Origin of the sequence: Subtercola sp. RTI3, from assembly GCF_035018625.1 — a bacterium.
Classification (GTDB): Bacteria; Actinomycetota; Actinomycetes; order Actinomycetales; family Microbacteriaceae; genus Subtercola; species Subtercola vilae.
Window position 1 is genome coordinate 13287 of the sequence record NZ_JASJXO010000009.1, and the last position, 20165, is coordinate 33451.

The following is a 20165-nucleotide window of genomic DNA, read 5'->3' on the forward strand; positions in this document are numbered from 1 at the left end:
TCGAGTGAAACAGCGCGACGCGGCGCGAGCCAGCGCACCCAGCGGGAGGAACAGCAGTGACACGGTTCGGATACACCCTCATGACCGAGCAGAGCGGCCCCAAAGACCTCGTGAACTATGCCGTCGACGCTGAGAATGCGGGCTTCGACTTCGAGGTGTCGAGCGACCACTACAGCCCGTGGCTCACCAGCCAGGGCCACGCCCCCTATGCCTGGAGCGTGCTCGGTGCGGTGGCGCAGGCCACCAACCGGGTGGAGCTTGTGACGTACGTGACGTGCCCGAGCATCCGGTACCACCCCGCGATCATTGCGCAGAAGGCGGCAACGCTGCAACTGCTGGCCGACGGGCGGTTCATCCTGGGCCTCGGTGCGGGCGAGAACCTGAACGAGCACGTGGTGGGCGAGGGCTGGCCCATGGTGGATGCCCGGCAAGACATGCTCGAAGAAGCGGTGCAGATCATTCGTGAGCTGCACCGCGGCGAACTCGTCACCTGGGAGGGCGAGTACTTCAGGGTCGACTCCGCGCGCATCTGGGATCTGCCCGACGGCGGGGTGCCCATCGGGCTGGCCGTCTCGGGCGAGAAATCGATCGCCCGGTTCGCGCCGCTCGGCGATCACCTCATCTCGACCGAGCCCGAAGCAGAACTGCTGGCGGGCTGGGCGGATGCCCGGGGTGCGGGTGCTTCGCCCTCGCGCTCGATCGGCCAGATTCCCATCTGCTGGGGGCCCGACAAGGCTGAGGCGATCACGCTCGCGCACGACCAGTTCCGCTGGTTCGGCGGCGGTTGGAGCGTCAATGCCGACCTGCCCACCACCGCGGGGTTCGCAGGTGCCAGCCAGTTCGTGCGCGAAGAAGATGTGGCCGCGAGTATCGCGTGCGGGCCCGACCTCGACGAGCTCGCCGAGAGCGTGAAGCCGTTCATCGAAGCCGGCTTCAGCGATATCGCGCTGGTGCAGGTGGGCGACTATCGTCAGCAGGAGTTTCTCGACACGGTCGCGGAGCCCCTGCTAGAGAGGTTGCGCGCGCTGTAGCGCTTGCGCTTGCGCTACTGCACAACAGGCCTGCCCGTACCGCCCGAACTGCCCGAACTGCCCGACCGACTGAGAGAGGCCACCCATGGCCAGCACGCCCGCATCCGCTCCGACCGTCAGCACCGTCGACCTCAGCGGGCAGGCGCTGCCCGGCATGAGCCCGGGGCTGAACGGGGTGCTCGCCGTGCCGGCCGGTGACGGGCCGTGGCCCGCGGTGGTGATGGTGCACGAGGCGTTCGGTCTGACCGACGTGATGAAGCGCCAGGTCGACCGCATGGCGGCAGCCGGATTTCTCGTTCTGATGCCCGACCTCTTCGTCGATGGCGGCCCGAGGCGCTGCCTGCGCGCCACGTTCACCGCGATCTCCGCCGGGCACGGGCGCGTGTTCGTCGATGTCGAGGCGGCGCGGGCGTACCTGGTCGGTCGTGGCGACTGCACGGGCAAGGTGGGGGTACTGGGGTTCTGCATGGGTGGCGGGTTCGCGTTGGTGGCGGCATCCGGTCACGGATTCGACGCGGCGTCGTCGAACTACGGCCGCCTGCCGTCAGAGCTCGACGAAGCGTTCAGTGGCGCCTGCCCCATCGTCGGCAGCTACGGCGGGCGAGACAACTCGCTGCGCGGGGCGGCGGCCAAGCTCGACGCTGCGCTGACGACGCGCGATGTTCCGCATGATGTGAAGGAGTACCCCACCGCCGGGCACTCGTTTCTGAACGATGCTCCCACCGGGCCGAAGATCTTTCGGCCGCTGTTCTCGGCCATTCTGGGCGCCGGCCCCGACCCGGAGGCGGCCGCCGACGCGTGGAAGCGCATCGACGCGTTCTTCAGAGAGCATCTAGCGTCGGGCGCCGCGTGACGCCACGCCTCAGACGCCGCCGAAGCGTTCGGTGCGCACGCGCTCGGCGGGATGCCCGAGCTCAACCAGCCACCCCGCGATCTGCTCGACGAACCCGTTCGGCCCGCAGACATAGGTGAGAGGGTTCCCGGCGACCGGCAACGACAGCGTCTCCAGCTCGGCGCGAGTGAGTCGCCCGACCGAGCGGTCAGCGCCCGATGGCGCCTCGCGCGTGTAAACGAAGTCGATCGTCATGCTGGTGTCTGCCAGTGCGGCCGGCCGTCTCAACTCGTCGCCGTAGAACACGTACTCCGGAGCTCGCACCGAGTACAGCAGCCGCATGGGCGACGGATGCCCGGCCGGGCCCGCCCCGGCGACGGCCGCCCCATGGGTTCGCAGCATCGACATCAGCGGAACAACTCCCGACCCACCCGCGATGAGCTGAACCGGCTCGCTCTGCGACGGCTCCCACACGAAATACCCGCCCACCGGGCCGCGCACCTCGAGATGGTCTCCCAGCTCGAGGCCGCGAACCAGGTACGGCGACACCTCGCCGTCGTCGAGTTCTTCAACTGACAGCTCCACGAGTGTCGACCCGCCTGGTGCACCCGACGTGCTCGTGGCGCCAGCCCCGCCCATCGCATCCGCAGCCCCAGCCGCCGGCGCAGCCCCAGCCGCCGGCGCAGCCCCCGACGCGATCGAGTACTCCCGCGAGGCCTGGTACCCGTCGGGCGCCGTCACCCGCACATCGACGTGCTGACCGGCCAGATGCCCAGGCCACCCTGCGATCTCGAAGGTGAGCGTGCGCGCTGTGGCGGTCTCGTCATGCGCTTCGACCAGCTTCGCGACCTGCCAGTCAACCACCCTGGCTCACCTCACGAATAGCGTTCTTCTTTCCACGGGTCGCCCACGTCGTGGTACCCGTAGTTCTCCCAGAACCCGAGCTGGTGGTGGTTCATCAGCGTGATGTTCTTCACCCACTTGGCGCTCTTCCACAGGTACAGGTGTGGAATCAGCAAGCGCGCCGGGCCGCCGTGTGCAGGAGCCAGGTCTTCGCCGTCGAACTGGAACGCGATCCACGCCTGCCCGTTCACGAGGTCAGCGGTGCGAATGTTCGTGGTGTACCCGCCGTAACACGACGCCATGGCGTATTCGGTCGACGTGTCGACACCGTCGAACAGCCGGTCGAGCGACACGCCGCGCCACCCCATTCCGAACTGCGACCAGCGCGTGACGCAGTGCAGATCGACGGTGATGTCGTCGATGGGCTGTGCCATGAGGGTCTGCCAGTTCCACGCCTTCAGGTCGCCGTTCGCGGCCCTGATCGAAAACGCCCAGTCAGAGAGCTCGATCGTCGGCGTCGGCCCGGCAGACAGCACCGGAAAATCTGTGACCTCGTACTGCCCCGGTGGCAGCATCGGATTCTTGTCGCGCCGACGCCCGACGAACCCGGGAGAGAAGATGCCCATAAACTCAATCTATCGAATAGAGGGGTTGGTGTGACGCTTTTTCTGCCCGGCCCCGGTGAGCCGAACGATGTCGATGGTGTCAATGACCTCTTCGACGGTGATGACCAGCGAGTTGCCCGGCGACGCGGTTCCCGCGTGCTGCGGGCCTCACTCGTTCTGGCGATCGTCATCGCCATCGTCGTGCCCGGCGGCGCGGTGGCCTACGGAATCTTCCACCAGCGCATCACCGACCAGCTCGCCGTCTGGCAGTACACGCCCACCGCCGAGGTCGCGCAGATGGCCGCCGACTCCGGCATGAACGATGAGGGTCGCTTCTACTTCTACGCCAGCGCGCCCACCGTCGAGAGCGCGGCCGACTTCTCCTCGGTGTGCGGTTCGAGTACCGACGATTTCGTTTTGCTCGGCTGCTACACCGGCTCGAGCATCCATGTCTTCAATGTGACGGATGCCCGCCTTGCCGGCGTTCGAAACGTCACAGCTGCCCATGAAATGTTGCACGCGGTCTATGCGCGTCTGTCAGATGACGACAGAACCAGCCTCGACGCGTTGCTCGAGGCCCAGTACCAGCAGGTCAAAGACGACCCCGATCTGGCGGCGCGTATGAAGAGTTACGCCACCAGCGAGCCGGGTGAGCGTGACAACGAACTGCACTCCATCTTCGGCACCGAGCTGGCGAGCCTGTCGCCAAACCTCGAGGCGCACTACACGAAGTACTTCTCCGACCGCGCCAAGGTGGTGGCCGACAATGCGGCGTTCCAGGCCGTGTTCACCCAGGTTCAGAACCAGGAGAAGGCGCTCGCGGCCCAGCTGACGGCCGCCGGTGACGCGGTCGACTCTGAGAGCACGGCGTACTCGGCGGCGATGAGCGCGCTGAACGCCGACATTGCGTCGTTCAATACCAAGGCCGATGACGGCGCGTTCAGCTCGCAATCGACGTTCACAGCCGCGCGCAATGCTCTCACCGCCCGGGGTGACGCGCTCACGGCGCGATACCAGGCCATCCAGGCCGACATCGCGCACTACGACGACCTGCGCAAGCAGCTGGAGGCGGTCGACTCTCAGGCCTCCGAGCTGAACCGCAGTATCGACAGCAGTCTGCAGACGCCGGCGCCCACCGCGGGGTAGCTGCGGCGGCCCCGCTGGTTGCTGACCGTGCCTGGCAGCCGACCCCGCCAGTCGCTACGAGCCGCGAACCTGCTCGTACGCGGCCAGGGCGCGCTTGCGCGACTCGCCGAGGTCGACCATCGGTTCGGGGTAGGCCGGGGTTCCGGCCTCTGGTACAAAATGGTTGATGTACTCGCCTGCAGGGTCGAACTTCTTGGCCTGCAGCTCGGGGTTGAAGACGCGGAAGTAGGGTGCGGCATCCACTCCCGAACCCGCCACCCACTGCCAGTTCATGGTGTTGCTGGCGAGGTCGGCATCGACCAGCGTGTCCCAGAACCAGGCCTCACCCACCCGCCAGTCGATGAGCAGGTTCTTCACCAGGAACGACGCCGCGACCATGCGGATACGGTTGTGCATCACGCCGGTCTGCCAGAGTTCACGCATGCCGGCGTCGACGAGTGGGATGCCCGTGAGTCCCTGCTGCCACGCGTGCAGCACCTCTGGTTCGGGTTTCGCCCACGGGAAGGCGTTGAACGCCGGGCGCATGTTCTCGGTGGTGATCGACGGAAAATGGTAGAGCAGGTGGTACGCGAACTCGCGCCAGCCCACCTCGCGGAGGTACGCGGCCGCGCCGCCCGCACCGGACACACCGCCGCGCATCGTGTGCCACAGCTGAAACGGGCTGATCTCGCCGAATCGCAACCGTGGCGACATGCGCGAGGTGGCGTCGACGGCCGGCTTGTCACGGTCGTCGACGTAGTCGCCGAGGCCGCTGTGCTCGAACGCATCGATCTGGTCGTGCGCCGCCTTCTCGCCCGGAACCCACGCCTCGCGGAGCCCCCCGGCCCAATCGGGCTTCGTCGGCAACAGCTGCCACGATGCGATGTCTTCGCTTGCGAGCGGCCCGCCGAACGGCGTGACGTCGCCGCGCTCGGGCGCCGACAGCGGCTCACGCGGCGGCTTCGCACCGAGACACGCGCGCCAGAACGGCGTGAAGACGCGGTAGGGCGCGCCCTGCCCGGTCTGCAGTGTCCACGGTTCGAAGAGAACGTTCGCCTGAAAACTGCGGGCTTCGACGCCCTGCTCCTTCAGGCTCGACTTGATTCCCGAGTCGATCTCGCGCTCGGCCAGGGCATAACGCCGGTTCCAGAACACGGCGCCCGCGCCGGTCTCTGCGAGCAGCTCTGCGATTACCTCGGTGGCCGGGCCCCGGCGGAACGTGAGGGTGAGGCCCCGGGCATCCAGTTCGCCCGCCAGCGCCAGAAGGCTGTGGTGCAACCACCACTTCGACGCGGCACCCAGCGGCCGAACGCCCGCACTCACCTCGTCGAAGACGTAGACAGCGACGATGGGTTCGCCCCGCCGAACGGCTGCGTCGAGGGCCGGATGATCGGCCACCCGCAGATCGTCGCGAAACCAGACGACGCTTGCCGACCCCATCAGGCGCCCGGAGTCTCTACGACACAGTCGTCGTTGCCGCCGGTGATGCCGATGCGCAGTTTGTCGCAGAGGGCCGTGAGCTCTGCCAATTCGTCGGCGCTCAGCGCTGACGTCATCTGCCCCGTGATGGAGCGGCCGTGGATGCGCGCGGCATCCCGGTACAGAGTGAACCCGTGATCGGTGAGGGTGACGATGGTGCCGCGGCCGTCGGCGGGGTCGACCGCCTTGGACACGATCGACCGGTTCGCCAACCGGTCGACGAGGCGCGAGACGCTCGGTTGCGTGAGCAGCGTGCGGCTGTTGAGGTCACGAATGCGCATGCGCCGCTGCGGCTGAATCGAGAGCGTGTAGAGCACGTCGTACTCGGTCAGCGAGATACCGTGGGCGGGGAAGTCATCAGACAGGGTTCGCATCACCGTCACTTGAGCCCGAAACAGGGCCTCCCACGCCGAGACGGGCGAGACAGAAGGGGCGGTTCGGGGCGCCGATGCGTCAGCCATGCGTATCCTTTCGTACGCCTACAGGTTAGGCCGAGAGGCGTGCGTGCCGCGCGGGTTAACGGACAAGACCCGGTCGTAGAGGCTAACGACCGGGTCTTTCCCTTGCACCAAGAGTGTCCTGCAATCACATTCCGCGCTTCGCTGCCACAGCAAACAACTAACGCTCTAGAACTATATAACGGTTTCGTAACGGGCCGCTAGTTATCAAACTGTTATCTTTCAAAGTTTTTCGTATCAGTCTGCTGTGGAGCCTTCGCGGCAGCTCCCGCAGGCTCGAGTTTCCCCAGAACGTCGCCCATCGTCTGGCTCGGCGACGTTCTGGGGAAAGTCGCCCCCGACTAACGCGCCGCCCTTCCCTCACCTCGACCAGTGCATCGCTTGCGGGGAAAGCGCCTCGAATGGTTCACTCTGGGCTGGAACATCGTCGGGGTGATGGTTCTGGGGGTGCTCGGGTTCGCCGCCTTCGTCGATCAGTGGGTTCGGTCGGTTTTCTGAGGCACGAGAAGTGATGCCGAATGCGGGCCTTTCTCGGCCTCGTCAAGCATCACCTGAGCGACCGCTTGGCGAGGGGTGAATGCAGGGAAGAAGCGCCGGCGTACCGAGCTGAGGGGGAGGGCCTCGTAGTGCGGGGCGGGTCTGTCGTTCAGGGGCCCCGAATGGATCACGGTGTGCTGTGCATCGAGAATCAGGCAGTCGGCGGTGGTCTTGTCATCGTATTCGGCGCCGAATCCCGCTTTGAGAAGCCGGTGGGTGAGGCGACCGACGGCTGTCGCCGAACGACCTGTTCCGATGGCTCCGAGCCAGACCACGTGGTGAGGGCGGGCGGCGAGAACGGCGCGTGCGCCCGCGGTGAGAGTGCCTGCTTGCTTCTTCGATCGCAGCCCGAGGCCGGAGAGCACGATGCTGGCCGGGGTGATTGCCGCGGCGATGGAAGCAGCGTCGTGCACGACTCCCGTGTGTACGGTCAGTCGTGCCGACGTCGAGTGGCTGTAGCGCGCGGCATCCCGAACGATAGCGTGAACCTCGTGCCCACGTGCGAGTGCACCATCGACGAGATGCTGGCCGGTTGCGCCGCTGGCCCCGAGCACGACGATTCGCAGCAGCGGTGTCGTGGCGCTCATGAGACGCTGCCGAGCACGTCGAGTGCGGCTGCGTGAACGCCAGGGGCGGCGATCAGAATGGTGTCGGCGCCGGGGGCCCAGGGGCCACCGTCGATGGTGCTGACGGTTCCGCCGGCCTCCGTCGTGAGAAGTACGCCTGCTGCGACGCCGGGGAGGTTCGGTTCGTACTGCCAGAAGGCGTCGCTGTGACCGGCGGCGACGAGCAGAATCGGGAAGGTCGACGGCACCTGTGCCCGCACGGCGAGCGCAGAGCCGAGCATCGCTGTGATGGATTCCCCGATGCGCCGGTACGTGTCGGCTTGCCCGGCTTCTGCTTGCCCGGTGCTGACGACGGCGATGTCGAGACCGTTCTTGGCGGAGACCCGCAGGGGTACGTCATTCACGAACGCACCGCCGTCGAGCACGGCGGTGAAGGTGAGGTCGCCGACGGGCTGCCGGATGACCGTGAGAACCGGCACGTTGTCACGAACGAGAGCGATCGAGACGCACCATTCCGAGAGGCCGTGCACATGGTTAACGTTTCCTTCGACAGTGTCGACGACCCACCATTCTCCGTCGGGGAGCGAGGAGGTCTCGTTCTGCTCATCGCTGAAGCGGGCATCCGGCCGCGCCTGCTCCAGCGCCGCCCGGAGGCCTGCCGCCGCCGCCTCTTCGTTGGCCCGTGCGGCAGTGAGCATGCTCTGCCGGTCAGTCGGCCTGATGCTCGGCGAGTACAGGGCGAGAAGGCGCTCGCCCGCCTTGTGTGCGATCTCTTCTACCTGGCTGACGAGATCGACATCGGCCGGGGAGGCGTAAGCGGTGAATCGTGACGACATGTGCTTCTCCTTGTATGTGGTGTGATTCGACCGTACAAAGTCACAACACTTCAATCCAGTTCATGTTTGGTAGCTGACAAGTTAGTCTTCTGCATGTGGATTTGAATCTGTTGGTGGCGCTCGATGCCCTGATCGAACATGAGAGTGTGCAGGGGGCCGCGGCTGCGGTGCACCTGACGCCTCCCGCAATGAGTCATGCCCTGCGCCGTCTTCGGCAGGCCACCGGCGACGATGTGTTGGTGCGCAACGGCCGCGCGATGGTGCCGACTCCCCGTGCTCTGCACCTGCGAGACGAGGTGCGAGAACTCGTCACGCGTGCGGAGTCAGTGCTGTCTCCGCCTCGCTCGCTCGACCTCGCGCGGCTCGAGCGCAACTTCACCGTTCGCGGCAACGAAGCCCTGATTGCGGCGCTGGCTCCCCCGTTGCTCGCTGAGGTTGCCGGCGCGGCCCCCGGTGTGACGCTTGTCTTCCTGGGTGAACAGACCGTTGACGGGCACGACATGGCCCGCGGGGTCTCCGACCTTGAGATCAGTGGAGCCGCCCACCCATCCCCAGCCATTCGGTCGACAACGGTGGGAACCGATCAGCTCGCGGTGGTGATGCGTGCCGGGCATCCGCTGACCGCGCTCGACGCGCTGAGTATCGAGCACTTCGCAGCGGCAGTTCACGTCGTCATCTCCAGACGGGGGCGGTTGCGCGGGCCCATCGACGAGGCTCTGGCCGTGCACGATCTGCAGAGAAAGGTGATCGCTGCGCTCCCGTCAACCGCCGTCGCGCTCGAGGTGGTGCGAAACAGCGACGCGATCACGGTGGTCGCGAGTCGGCTCGTGCGGGGGAGCGATTCGTTTGCACGCCGACTGCTGCCCCTTGCGCTCGAACCGTTGCCAGCTGTGGTCAGTTGGCATCGACGGCACGACTCAGACCTCGCTCATCAGTGGCTTCGCGCCCAGGCGAGCAGCATCCTCGCGGGGCTTCTCGACTGAGTCTCGGTCGTTAACGCGGCTCTGTGGCCTCTCGCTTTTCAGTCGTAGATGACATCAAGCCCTCGGCGATTGAGCTCGGCGAGCCCGTCCCGCATCGCCTGCAACTGTTCGGGGGAGTGACCCACCCACTCCTCGAGTTCGCCGACGATCTGCACGGGCTGCCGGGTGCGGTACGACCGGGTCGGGTTGTCGGGAAACTTCTTGTCGGTCACGTTGGGATCGTCTTCGAGGTCACCGGTGGGTTCGACCACGTAGATGCGCTCTGCCCCCTCGCCCTGGGCGAGTTCAGCGCCCCACGCTGCTGCATCCAGGGTCGCCGTCGAGTTGCCCCAGAACGTCGCTCGCCGTCTGGTTCGGCGACGTTCTGGGGAAAGTCGCCCTCTCGGCGCAGGACCTACCGCCGCCGGGGCTTTCGCGGTTCGACCCGGGGTTCGCGTGCGCTCGGTGAGAGCGGCGTCCTGCGAGAATCGGTTCGTGACCGTGCCTGATGAAGTTGTGCCGCATTCGACGGCTGCGGCGGTGCTTCTTCGCCGGGGCAGGCGTCTGGAATGGTTCACCCTGGGCTGGAACATCGTCGGAGTGATTGTTCTGGCGGTGCTCGTCTTTTCTTCCTCGTCGATTGCGCTCGCGGGGTTCGGGCTCGACAGCTTCATCGAGATCGGCGCGTCGACGGTCGTGCTCTGGGAGCTGGCCGGCGTTGGTGAGCGTCGACGGCAGCGGGCGCTGCGACTGATCGGCGGCGCCTTCGTCTTGCTGGCGGTGTATCTGCTGATCCAGTCGGTCGTGGCGCTGGCGACGGCTCATCATGCCTCAGCCAGCGTTGGCGGAATCGTGTGGACCGGGGTGACCGCCGCCGTCATGTTCACTCTTGCGGCTGCGAAAGGTCGTACTGGGCGAGAGCTTCGCAATCCGGTGTTGCAGAGCGAAGGGCGGGTGACGTTCGTCGACGGACTACTGGCCGTCGCGGTTCTCGTGGGAATTCTGCTGAATCTGATGCTCGGGTGGTGGTGGGCAGACCCGGTGGCGGGGCTGGTGATCGTTTACTACGCCGCCCGCGAAGCCATCCAGATCTTCAGTCCGACCCCCTGACTACTTCACCATCACTTCGGCTCGATCGGCTCGATCGGCTCAATCGACTCGGGCCGAGCCGTCTGCAGGGCGGATGCCTGGCGGCAGAGTGTCGCTGCTTCGGTTTCGAACAGCAGGGCCGCGTCGATTCCCGTCGCGGCGAGGTGCCCACCGAGCTCCAGGCTGATGATGCCGTGCAACCGTGTCCACGAGAGAACGGCCAACATCAGCACACTCTCTGAGTACTGTGCGAGGCCCGACCGTTCGGCCCACTCGGTGATTGCTTCGGACATCGGCAGCCTTCGGGCGGGCGATTCGAGCGGCACGACACGATTGTCGCGGGTGGTCACGGCATCCAGCGCCTCGACGATCACGGCCATGCTTCGCGAAGCTGCCGGCACGGTGCGCTCAACGGCGAAGTCTTTGCCTGATCCGACGCTGGTCTGAAAGATCAGTCGGTAGGCGTTCGGATGCTCCACCGCCCACGTTCGGCTGCCATGAAGAACGGCGATCAAATGATCGTGCGCTGACCCCGTGGCCTGCTCGATCGCAACAAGCGCATCTGCCAATTCGTTGTACGCGTCGACAACCAGGTCTGCCAACAGCGCGTCTCGGTTTGCGAAGTACCGGTACACCGCCGCTGGCGACATCGACATTTCGCGCACGATACCGCTGAGCGACACCGCATCGGGGCCGCCGGCGCTGATCTGCTTCATGGCGAGCTCTTTGATCTCACGCACCGTTTGTGCACGGCGCTCGTCTCGTCGTGTCGGTTTGGCGGCTGGGGTGCTCATGGAGGCTCGCTCTCTCGGGTGCATTGACAGAGTAACACCCCATCACTAAAGTGAAGACCACTAACAATGTGACACAATAACGCAATGTACCGCAACGGTGATCATGCCCTCCGCACCGGCGCTCTTCATCCAATCGACCCGAAAGAAGCCTCATGACCTCCTCCGCTGCGCCGCTTCCCACAATGAGCTCCCGCGTCATCCTTCCCGGCATCGTCGAACCGAACGATCTGCAGGTCGTGACCGCTCCACTCCCCGCACCGACGGGCAGTCAGCTTCTCGTTCAGGTCGAGGCGACGGGAATCTCGTTCGCAGAACAGGCCATGCGAAAGGGGCGGTATTTCGGCCAGCCCGCGTTTCCGTTCGTTCCTGGTTACGACCTTGTCGGCCGAGTACGAGCCGTCGGCCCCGACGGCGACCGTCAGATGATCGGTCGGCGAGTTGCGTCGATGACCAAGACCGGTGCGTGGGCCGAGTACGTCGTCGTCTCCGCTCGTGACACGGTGGTGGTGCCCGACGGCATCAGCCCCGAAGATGCCGAGACAGTTGTTGTGAACGGTGTCACCGCGTGGCAGATGTTGCACAGAGCCGCGAAGGTGAAGCCGGGGCAGACGATTCTGGTCTTCGGCGCGAATGGCGGTGTCGGTGGCATTCTCATTCAGCTCGCCCAGCACCATGGCGTCAGAGTCATCGGCGCGGCGTCTCCTCGCCACCACGAGGCTCTGCGAGCGGCCGGGGTTGTTCCCGTCGACTATGCAGACCCCCGTCTCCCGGCGCTCGTGCGAATGCACGCCCCTGCCGGGGTCGACGCGGTCTTCGACAACATCGGCGGGCGTGCAACCCGAACGTCTTTCACCCTTCTGGCTCGTGGAGGCACCCTTGTGTCATACGCCATCATCGATGCCGTCAGTGGCACAGGTGGTCTCATGGCACCGTTTCTGAAAGCGATCGGCCAGGCGGTGCTGTGGAGTGTGTTACCCAACGGGAAGAGGGCGACTTTCTACGACCTCTGGTCGGGTCACACAGTGCGGCCCGTTCGATTTCGGAGGCGACTGGAAGAAGACCTCGGCCGTGTCTTCGAGCTTCTTCGCGCAGGCACCATCAACGCCAACATCGCCGCCAGATTCCCTCTTGTCGACGCCGCAGCCGCACTCGAGCTGGCGGAGTCGCGCACGCTGAACGGAAAGGTGATCCTGCTGCCGTAGTTCCGTCGCGGGCGTCAACGACCGTCGGCTGCAGCCTCGAGCGCAGCGATGTCGAGCTTGATCATGCCTTGCATCGCAATCATGGTTCGGCTGGCTCGGCCCGAGTCGGGGTCGGCAAGCAGTTCTGACAGGCGCACGGGTGTCACCTGCCACACGATTCCCCACCGGTCGGCGCACCACCCGCAGGCGATCTCCCGGCCGCCGTCGCCCGTGAACGCGCTCCAGAGGCGGTCGACCTCTTCTTGCGTGTCGCAGTCGACTTGGAACGATGCTGCGTCGGTGTACGGATGCCCGGGGCCGCCGTTCATCGCACGCCAGGGTTGGCCGAACAGGGTGAACTCGACGACCAACGCACGACCTGCGTCAGGCGTTCCGTCGGGCCAGCGCTGTACGTGGTCGATGTGCGCGTCGGGGAACAGGCTCACGTAGAGTTCAGCGGCCTCTTCAGCCTGATCGTCGAACCATAGAAACGGCACGATTCGCTGCACGAGATGCTCCTCTCACCGACCACCACTTCGTTGAACTTCACCGTAGACCTCTGCCGACCCCCGCGCCACTGAATCGTGGGTGCACGGCGGCGATCAAAACAACTCAGAACAGGTCGGGCGACGGCGTGCTGGTCTGGCGCACCGAGACATCGGCGTGGCGGTCGAAGCGGTAACCGACGCCGCGCACGGTGCGCACGATGTCTTCGTAGTCGCCGAGCTTCGAACGCAGCCGGCGAACGTGAACGTCGATGGTGCGCTCGTTGGGGATCTCTTCGTCGCTCGAGTTCCAGAGCGAGGAGATCAGTTCGGTGCGCTCGATGGTGCGCCCTTCGCGAAGAACGAGGTACTGCAGCAGCTCGAACTCTTTGTAGGTGAGGTTCGCCGGCTCGTTGTCGAGCAGCAGGCGCTTGCGTGAGAGGTCGATGACCACTCCGTCGCGGGCGCGGTCGGCGGGGGCATCCGGAGTCTGGCGGTGCTTGGCAAGAGCGGCGGGGTCTTGCAGGGCGAGGCGCACAACGTCGACGTCGCGGCCACCGGCGCCGCGCGGGGCGAGTGCCACGGCTGCGTAGGTTTCGGAGCTCGGCGCGATCTGTGCCACGAGGGCTTTGATCTGGGCGACGATGGAGCCCAGGTTGGTGTGGTCGCCCTCGGCTTTGCCCTCGTCGATTCCGACGTAGAGGACGAAACCACGGGCTTCAGTGCCCTCGGGCACGGCGCGGATGTGGGCCTGGGGCAGCGCCGGCGCGGTGTCGGCGGCAGGAGCCTGTGCCGAGGGCGTGGAAGGGTCGGATGCAGCGGTGTATGAGGTGGCGAGCGGGGTTGAGAGGTGTGCGATTGACACGGTCGTGGTCCTTTGGAGGTGATGATGCGGCACAGCCCACAGCCGAAGAGCGGCATTTGTGGTGAAACTGTGCGATTTGTCGATGCGGCGTAGAGCCGGGATTCGGCTGACCGGGGTGCGGGCCAGCCGGGAGTTCGACGGTGCTCGCCTCACAAGGGGCGGCGGCAGTCGAAGCTCGGCGAGAGAGTGTTTCTCGTTAGCGACACATTCGACACTGCATGTCGGCGCGACCGGGCATCATCGTGCCGGTTGCTCCCAGAGCCTCGAAGGAGGTAGGGGCGAACGCGTTGACAGACATGTTCACAGTAAAGCCGATAATCGCTGCCATTGTCAATCTTTTTGCGCCCTCAGGCGCGAAACGCAGGAATACAGACGGCTCGAGCGGTCTAGACCGTTCCGTAGAGGCGGTCGCCGGCGTCGCCGAGCCCGGGAATGATGTAGCCCAGCTCATTGAGCTTCTCGTCGAGCGCGCCGAGTACCAGGGTCACATCGCGGCCGGCCGTGCGCTTCTCGAGGGCGGCGACGCCCTCGGGAGCCGCGAGCAGGCAGATGGCCGTCACGTCGATGGCGCCGCGTTTGAAAAGAAAATCGATGGCGGCGCCGAGCGAACCGCCCGTGGCCAGCATCGGGTCGAGAACGAAGCACTGCCGGTCTGACAGGTCGTCGGGCAGTCGCTCAGCGTACGTGCTCGGCTCGAGGGTCTCTTCGTTGCGAACCATACCCAGAAAACCCACCTCCGCGGTGGGAACCAGCTTCACCATGCCTTCGAGCATGCCGAGCCCGGCGCGCAGAATCGGCACGACGAGCGGGCGGGGCTCGCTGAGGGCGACCCCGGTGGTGGTGGCCACGGGCGTCTCGATGGTCACCTCGTTCACACGAACGTTGCGGGTGGCCTCGTAGGCGAGCAGTGTCACAAGCTCTTCGGTGAGGGCACGAAACGTGGCCGACGCCGTGTTCTTGTCGCGCAGCACGGTGAGCTTGTGCGTGATGAGCGGGTGGTCGGCAACGTGAACTCGCATAGGCTAAATCTACTCTGTGACGGGGTGACGATGAATGATCGGGTGGTGGGGTGTGGGTGACGAGCGCAGGTCGGCCGTCTTTCCTGCCTCAGCCGACCACGACCGATGGATGCTCGACGCCCTCGCCGAGGCGCGCGCCGCCCTGACCTCGGGCGATGTGCCGGTCGGGGCCATTCTCGTGTCGGCCTCCGGCGAAGTTCTGGCGGTGGGCCACAACGAGCGGGAGCTCCACAGTGACCCCACGGCGCACGCCGAAGTGGTGGCCCTTCGCGCGGCTGGCGCGGCCACCGGCGACTGGCAGTTGCCGGGCTCGACGCTCATCGTGACGCTCGAGCCGTGCGTCATGTGTGCCGGCGCGATTCTCGCGGCCCGCGTCGAGACGGTGGTGTTCGGTGCGTGGGACGACAAGGCCGGAGCGGCCGGCTCCGTCTACGACGTTCTGCGCGACAGGCGGTTGAACCACCGGGTCGAAGTCTTCGCGGGAGTACGGGCAGACGAGTGCTCCCGGCTGCTCACCGAATTCTTTCGAACGCCAAACGAACATTGAGTCAGTCGAACACTGAGTCAGCCGAGCACTGAGTCAGCCGAGCGCCGCGTCAGTCGGAGGCCTTGATGACAATCGCTTCGGTGGGAGTCGCGAGATCGATCGGCGCGACGTAGACGTCGGGCTCGATGTAGATGACCCGGGCGATCGGCACGGCAGCGCGAATACGCGCCTCGACAGCGTTGATCGTGTGCGCCACATCGTCGAGGCGTGCCGAGGCGGGCAGCGCGATCTTCGCCGCCACCAGAAGTTCGTCGGGCCCGAGGTAGAGCGTCTTCATGTGGATCACACGCTCGACGTCGTGCCCCGCCTCGATGGCACCGAGAATGGCCTGGGCGTCGACGTCGGTCGCCCCTTCGCCCACGAGCAGGCTCTTGGTCTCGATGCCGAGAATGAGGGCCACGACGATGAGCAGGGCTCCGATGGCGATGGTTCCGACGCCGTCCCACACGCCATTGCCGGTGACCACCGCGAGCACCACGCCGATGAATGCCAGGGCGAGGCCAGTCAGTGCGGCGACGTCTTCGAGCAGAACCACGGGCAGCTCGGGGGCTTTCGCGCGGCGCACGAACTGCACCCACGACTGGGTTCCGCGGGTGTGGTTGCTCTCCTTCATGGCGGTGCGCAGCGAGAAGCCTTCGAGCGCCATCGCCGCCACGAGCACCACGATCGGCAGCCATGGGGTCTCGATCGGGTGAGGGTGGCCCACCTTCTCGATTCCTTCGTAGAGCGAGAACACCCCGCCGACGGAGAACAGGATGATCGACACCACGAACGCGTACACATAGCGCTCGCGGCCGTACCCGAACGGATGCTCGGTGTCGGCCTTGCGTCGGGATTTTCGCCCCCCGAGCAGCAACAGCAGCTGATTGCCCGAGTCGGCGAGCGAGTGCACGCTCTCGGCGAGCATCGACGACGAACCAGAGAACACGAAGGCCACGAACTTGATGATGGCGATTCCGAGGTTTGCCCCGAGCGCCGCGATGATGGCCTTGCTACCGCCCGATGCGCTCACGTCTGAACCCTCTGCTTGTGCGTTTCGACTGCCGACTGTGTTTTCCATCTTAAGCTGGTGCCGTGACCGACCAACGAACCGTCAGACTCCCCTCGATCAGCATTCTCGGCACTGGCTCGATGGGCCGGGCCATTCTGAGCGGCCTGCTGGCGCCCTCGGTCGAGGTCGACGGCGGCATTCGGGTCACCAATCGAACGGCGACCAGCGCTGCCCTGCTGCCGGTCTCGCCCGCGCTGGTGAGTTTCGTCACCACTGACACCGCAGACGCGAATGTGCTCGCGGTTCGGGGCGCCGCCATCGTGCTGGTGGCCGTGAAGCCGCACATGGTGCCCGACCTGCTCGACGAGATCGCTCCCGTACTCGAACCCGGCACGATCGTCGTCAGCGTGGCCGCCGGCGTGACCATCGCCACCTTCGAGGCGCACCTGCCACCCTCGGTCGCCGTCATTCGCTCGATGCCGAACACCCCCGCGGCGGTGGGCCGCGGCGTGACCGGTGTGAGCGCGGGAACGCGTTCGACGCCGGCGCAGCTCGAGACGGTGTCGCGGTTGTTCTCGACGGTGGGCGAAGTGGTTGAAGTGGCTGAGTCACAGATCGATGCTCTCAGCACCATCTCGGGTTCGGGCCCCGCCTACGTCTATCTGTTGATAGAAAAGCTGACCGCCGCGGCTGTGGAGAAAGGCTTCACGCCCGCGCAGGCCGCCCAGCTCGTGAACGGCACCTTCGCCGGGGCCACCGAGCTGCTGCGCCAGTCGGGCGCCAGTGCTGAACAGCTGCGCGTGCAGGTGACGAGTCCGAAGGGCACCACCGAACGTGCGCTCGCCGTGCTGCAGGATGCCCGGCTCGACGACCTCTTCATCGAGGCCACCTCTGCTGCGCTCGCTCGCGCCCGGGAGCTCGCCGCCGGCTGACGCCCGCCCGGGCATCCGGGAGCCGCGGCCATCTGCCGACTACCGCCAGCCGAGCCGCACGAACCAGACAGAACTACTGACCCAGCCGCGCAAACGCATCGATGTCGGTCGCTGTACCCGACACCACGATGACGTCGTCGGTGCCCACCACCGTGTCGGCCCCCGCGTAGACGAACGGCTCGCCCGGCGACGTGACCCCCACCACCGTGATGCCGAACCGGCGCCGCAGCCCCAGGCCCGACAGCGCGCCGCCCCGCGCCACCTTCGGCGGCCGCAGCTTGGCCAGCGAGAGCTCGTCGTCGAACTCGACGAAGTCGAGCACCTGCCCCGAGACGAGGTGTGCGATGCGCGAACCCGACTCGGCTTCGGGATAGACCACGTGGTGCGCCCCGATGCGTTCGAGGATCTTGCCGTGCGAGGTCGACATGGCTTTCGCCCAGATCTGCGGCACGCCGAGGTCGACGAGGTTCGCTGTGATGAGCACGCTGCCCTCGACAGATGACCCGACGGCGACGATGGCGATGGCGAAGTCTTGCCCGCCGATCTGGGTCAGAGCATCGAGGTCACGGGCATCCGCCTGCACCACATGGGTGACGCGCCCGGCCCATTTCTGCACGAGCACGGGGTCGGTGTCGACCACGAGAACTTCGCGCCCCAGCTGTTCGAGCTTGTCGGCGGCCGAGGCTCCGAACCGTCCGAGGCCGATGACCAACACGGGTGCGTCTGCAGACTTGTCTATAGCCAACGATGGGCCTCTCTTCTGGGTGTTTGTAGAGCTGGCGGCGTTGCCGGAGGGCGAGGGCGGCGGCGAAGGTGACGGTACCGATGCGGCCCATGAACATGGTGGCCGCCATGACGTACACCCCGGCGTCGGGGAGGCTGGCCGTGAGCCCGGTCGACAGGCCAGAGGTGCCGAAGGCCGAGATCACGTCGAACAGCACGGCGTCGAGCGCTGCGTGCGAGATCTGCAGGATGACGATGGTCGACACGGCCACGGTGGTCGCCCCCCACAGCACCACGCTCACGGCCAGGCGCAGAATGTCGGCCGGGATGCGGCGACCGAACGCCTCCATCGAGTCGTTGCCGCGCGCCTCGGCGAACGCCGCGAGAAACAGAATCGCGATGGTGGTCACCTTGATGCCGCCGGCAGTGGATGCCGAGCCGCCGCCGATGAACATCAGCATGTCGGTCACCAGCATGCTCGACCCGTTGAGCTGGTCGATGGGAATCGTGGCGAAGCCGCCCGAGCGCGTCATGGTTGAGAGAAAGAGCGACTGGAATGCTTTCTCGCCCACGCCCATCGGCCCGAAGGTGGCGGGGTTCGAGAACTCGAGCGCGAAGTAGAGCACCGCGCCCACCCCCAGCAGAGTCGCCGACGTCAGCAGCGTGAGTTTGACGTGCAGCGACCAGCGCTGGCGGCCGGGGGTGCGCAACGCCCTCGAGAGTGCATAGATCACCGGAAAACCGATGCTGCCCAGAAATACTCCCAGCATCAGGATGCCCAGAAAGTAGTAGTCCGACGCGTAGGGTGTGAGCCCCTCGGCGTTGGGCGAGAACCCCGTGTTGGTGAACGCCATCGCCGAGTAGTAGAGGCTCTGGAGTGCCGCGCTGCCGGGCGCAAGGCCATCGATGAGCATCCGGGGAAAAAGCAGCACTGCGAGGCCCAGTTCGATGACCAGCGCGCTCACCGCGACGGTGGCCAGCAGGCCGCCCACCTCGCCGAGCCGCACGGCCTGGCTCGAGCCCGCGACGCCCGCGTGGGTGCGTGACGGGTCTGCCTCGCCCGCGGCCAGAAGGCGCGACCGGAGCCCCAGCCGCCTCGAGACGATCAGCCCGAGAAGCGACGCCAGCGTCAGCACGCCGATGGCGCCGATCTGCACGCCGATATAGATGACCACCTCGCCGAACACCGACCAGTGCGTCGCCATGTCGACCGTTGACAGCCCGGTCACGCAGATGACAGACACGGCGGTGAACAGGGAGTCGGCAAGCCCCGTGCCGCGACCGGATGCACTGGCTGCCGGCAGCGACAGAACCATGGTGAACAGCACCACCAGAATCGCGAAGATGATGATCGCGAAGCGCGAGGGCGAGCGGCCCGAGAAATCGTCGACCGCGTCACGAACACGCAGGGCGAACGAGCGGGTACCGTAGCGCGGTCGTCGCACGATCGAGCTTGCCGGCATGCCCACCCCTCGTGACGAAGCACCAGCTTGTCACTGGTTTCGCAACTGCACAACGCGACGCCCAGCAACTACCCTGTAGCCATGGCCGACATTTTCTCTGTAATCGCTGACCCCACCAGGCGACACGTGCTGTCTCTGCTGCTCGAGCGGTACGTGGGTGCCGACACCTCGGTCGCCGCCGACATTCCAGCCGTCGCCGGCACCGAGGGTGACGAGCGGCCACTGGGGGAGATCAGCGTCTCTGAACTGGTTACCCTCACGGAGCTCAGTCAGCCGACAGTGTCGAAGCATCTGAAAGTGCTGAGGGATGCCGGGCTCGTCTCGGTGCGTGAGGTCGGCCAGCACCGTTACTACGCGCTCGACGCCTCGCCGCTCGAAGAGCTCGAAGACTGGGTCATTCCGTTTCTGAGCGCAGACTTCGACGAGGCCCTCGACGACGACGGAATCGGCTTCTCAGACGATCTGGCCGTGCTCACCGAACAGGCGACGTCGTCTGCGGCCCGGGTCGGCAAGAGCGTCGGGCAGACCGTTGCGACGGCCACCGAGCGCGCACGAACGATCTTCGGCGAAGCCACCAGACGGTTCCCCACCATTTCCCGTAGCAGCGATTAGGCTCCAAAAAAAGTTTTCTGAAAAGACGCAAATAATTCGCGTCGCATTAGCACTCATGGTGGGTTTGTCTCGCCCGACACAACTAATTTGCAGCAAACTCTTACGTTTTACACAACCGAAATAAAGTCCCCCCAAAGAGGGCCACAACGTTGTCTATGGTTGTCGAACAGAGCGGCCCCGACCGCCAAGA

The 20165-nt window shown here is 65.9% G+C and carries 21 protein-coding genes and 2 pseudogenes; 9 read left to right on the top strand and 14 right to left on the bottom strand.

Translation table 11 applies throughout. The features are described from left to right. The first annotated feature begins 56 nt into the window (after positions 1–56). Positions 57–1031 (top strand): TIGR03557 family F420-dependent LLM class oxidoreductase, encoded by a 975-nt coding sequence (locus QN358_RS05470; protein ID WP_136641267.1) that lies wholly within the window; start codon positions 57–59, stop codon positions 1029–1031. A gap of 85 nt (positions 1032–1116) precedes the next feature. Next, positions 1117–1884 carry a dienelactone hydrolase family protein gene (locus QN358_RS05475; protein WP_136641266.1) on the top strand — a complete coding sequence of 256 codons (768 nt, stop codon included), beginning with the start codon at positions 1117–1119 and terminating at the stop codon, positions 1882–1884. 9 nt (positions 1885–1893) lie between these two features. Here QN358_RS05475 and QN358_RS05480 read toward each other — a convergent pair whose 3' ends face one another. Beyond that, positions 1894–2727: an oxidoreductase gene (locus tag QN358_RS05480; RefSeq protein ID WP_201799233.1), complete on the bottom strand. Its 834-nt coding sequence runs from the start codon at positions 2725–2727 to the stop codon at positions 1894–1896. 11 nt (positions 2728–2738) lie between these two features. Continuing rightward, positions 2739–3332 carry a molybdopterin-dependent oxidoreductase gene (locus tag QN358_RS05485; protein WP_136641265.1) on the bottom strand — a complete coding sequence of 198 codons (594 nt, stop codon included), beginning with the start codon at positions 3330–3332 and terminating at the stop codon, positions 2739–2741. A 30-nt stretch (positions 3333–3362) separates the two neighbouring features. On the opposite strand from QN358_RS05485, the gene QN358_RS05490 reads away from it, so the two are divergent. Beyond that, the gene (locus QN358_RS05490; protein ID WP_136641264.1) at positions 3363–4457 is read left to right on the top strand and encodes a hypothetical protein; all 1095 of its coding nucleotides are present in this window, start codon (positions 3363–3365) and stop codon (positions 4455–4457) included. 54 nt (positions 4458–4511) lie between these two features. Here the strand turns inward: QN358_RS05490 and QN358_RS05495 are convergent, their stop codons facing one another. The 4 genes from QN358_RS05495 to QN358_RS05510 form a co-directional block, all read right to left on the bottom strand. After that, complete coding sequence (locus QN358_RS05495) at positions 4512–5876, bottom strand: cryptochrome/photolyase family protein (RefSeq protein WP_136641263.1); 1365 nt, start codon at positions 5874–5876, stop codon at positions 4512–4514. Beyond that, positions 5876–6376, bottom strand: a complete 501-nt coding sequence (locus QN358_RS05500) for a MarR family winged helix-turn-helix transcriptional regulator (RefSeq protein WP_136641262.1) — start codon at positions 6374–6376, stop codon at positions 5876–5878. The genes QN358_RS05495 and QN358_RS05500 overlap by 1 nt, the downstream gene beginning before the upstream one ends. 470 nt (positions 6377–6846) lie before the next feature. Continuing rightward, positions 6847–7497, bottom strand: coding sequence for an NAD(P)-binding oxidoreductase (locus QN358_RS05505; protein ID WP_323511816.1), 651 nt, complete (start codon positions 7495–7497; stop codon positions 6847–6849). Beyond that, positions 7494–8312 (bottom strand): inositol monophosphatase family protein, encoded by an 819-nt coding sequence (locus tag QN358_RS05510; protein WP_136641260.1) that lies wholly within the window; start codon positions 8310–8312, stop codon positions 7494–7496. The genes QN358_RS05505 and QN358_RS05510 overlap by 4 nt, the downstream gene beginning before the upstream one ends. 95 nt (positions 8313–8407) lie before the next feature. Here QN358_RS05510 and QN358_RS05515 point away from each other — a divergent pair, with 95 nt between their 5' ends. Further along, complete coding sequence (locus QN358_RS05515; protein ID WP_136641259.1) at positions 8408–9295, top strand: LysR family transcriptional regulator; 888 nt, start codon at positions 8408–8410, stop codon at positions 9293–9295. 38 nt (positions 9296–9333) lie between these two features. Here QN358_RS05515 and arr read toward each other — a convergent pair. Then, positions 9334–9669 (bottom strand): annotated as a pseudogene (gene arr / locus QN358_RS18845) (NAD(+)--rifampin ADP-ribosyltransferase); the annotation flags it as partial. 100 nt (positions 9670–9769) lie between these two features. On the opposite strand from arr, the gene QN358_RS05525 reads away from it, so the two are divergent. Beyond that, positions 9770–10384: a cation transporter gene (locus tag QN358_RS05525; protein ID WP_201799240.1), complete on the top strand. Its 615-nt coding sequence runs from the start codon at positions 9770–9772 to the stop codon at positions 10382–10384. An 11-nt stretch (positions 10385–10395) separates the two neighbouring features. Here QN358_RS05525 and QN358_RS05530 read toward each other — a convergent pair whose 3' ends face one another. Beyond that, positions 10396–11157 (bottom strand): TetR/AcrR family transcriptional regulator, encoded by a 762-nt coding sequence (locus QN358_RS05530; protein WP_161580363.1) that lies wholly within the window; start codon positions 11155–11157, stop codon positions 10396–10398. A 152-nt stretch (positions 11158–11309) separates the two neighbouring features. On the opposite strand from QN358_RS05530, the gene QN358_RS05535 reads away from it, so the two are divergent. After that, the gene (locus QN358_RS05535; RefSeq protein WP_136641256.1) at positions 11310–12359 is read left to right on the top strand and encodes a medium chain dehydrogenase/reductase family protein; all 1050 of its coding nucleotides are present in this window, start codon (positions 11310–11312) and stop codon (positions 12357–12359) included. Positions 12360–12373: 14 nt separating this feature from the next. Here QN358_RS05535 and QN358_RS05540 read toward each other — a convergent pair whose 3' ends face one another. From QN358_RS05540 to upp, 3 genes are all read right to left on the bottom strand, one after another. Beyond that, a complete protein-coding gene (locus QN358_RS05540; RefSeq protein ID WP_323511817.1) occupies positions 12374–12847 on the bottom strand; it encodes a VOC family protein in 474 nt (157 codons plus the stop codon). Between the two features lie 103 nt (positions 12848–12950). Next, on the bottom strand, positions 12951–13688 hold the full coding sequence (locus QN358_RS05545; RefSeq protein WP_136641254.1) for a winged helix-turn-helix domain-containing protein: 738 nt from the start codon (positions 13686–13688) through the stop codon (positions 12951–12953). A 386-nt stretch (positions 13689–14074) separates the two neighbouring features. Further along, a complete protein-coding gene (gene upp, locus QN358_RS05550) occupies positions 14075–14707 on the bottom strand; it encodes a uracil phosphoribosyltransferase (protein ID WP_136641253.1) in 633 nt (210 codons plus the stop codon). 34 nt (positions 14708–14741) lie between these two features. Between upp and tadA the strand changes: the two genes are divergently transcribed. Continuing rightward, entirely contained in the window at positions 14742–15254 is a 513-nt protein-coding gene (gene tadA / locus QN358_RS05555; RefSeq protein ID WP_272898608.1) for a tRNA adenosine(34) deaminase TadA, read from the top strand. A 49-nt stretch (positions 15255–15303) separates the two neighbouring features. Here tadA and QN358_RS05560 read toward each other — a convergent pair whose 3' ends face one another. Beyond that, on the bottom strand, positions 15304–16266 hold the full coding sequence (locus tag QN358_RS05560) for a cation diffusion facilitator family transporter (RefSeq protein ID WP_323511818.1): 963 nt from the start codon (positions 16264–16266) through the stop codon (positions 15304–15306). 62 nt (positions 16267–16328) lie between these two features. Here QN358_RS05560 and proC point away from each other — a divergent pair, with 62 nt between their 5' ends. After that, positions 16329–17177 carry a pyrroline-5-carboxylate reductase gene (proC, locus tag QN358_RS05565; protein WP_136641251.1) on the top strand — a complete coding sequence of 283 codons (849 nt, stop codon included), beginning with the start codon at positions 16329–16331 and terminating at the stop codon, positions 17175–17177. A gap of 73 nt (positions 17178–17250) precedes the next feature. On the opposite strand, the gene QN358_RS05570 is transcribed toward proC, so the two are convergent. Together QN358_RS05570 and QN358_RS05575 are read right to left on the bottom strand one after the other, a co-directional pair. Further along, positions 17251–17922 carry a TrkA family potassium uptake protein gene (locus tag QN358_RS05570; protein WP_323511819.1) on the bottom strand — a complete coding sequence of 224 codons (672 nt, stop codon included), beginning with the start codon at positions 17920–17922 and terminating at the stop codon, positions 17251–17253. Continuing rightward, positions 17918–19363, bottom strand: a pseudogene (locus QN358_RS05575) (TrkH family potassium uptake protein); the annotation flags it as partial. The pseudogene QN358_RS05575 and the gene QN358_RS05570, both read right to left, overlap by 5 nt. Before the next feature lie 81 nt (positions 19364–19444). On the opposite strand from QN358_RS05575, the gene QN358_RS05580 reads away from it, so the two are divergent. After that, positions 19445–19975: an ArsR/SmtB family transcription factor gene (locus QN358_RS05580; RefSeq protein WP_136641248.1), complete on the top strand. Its 531-nt coding sequence runs from the start codon at positions 19445–19447 to the stop codon at positions 19973–19975. Positions 19976–20165 lie beyond the last annotated feature (190 nt).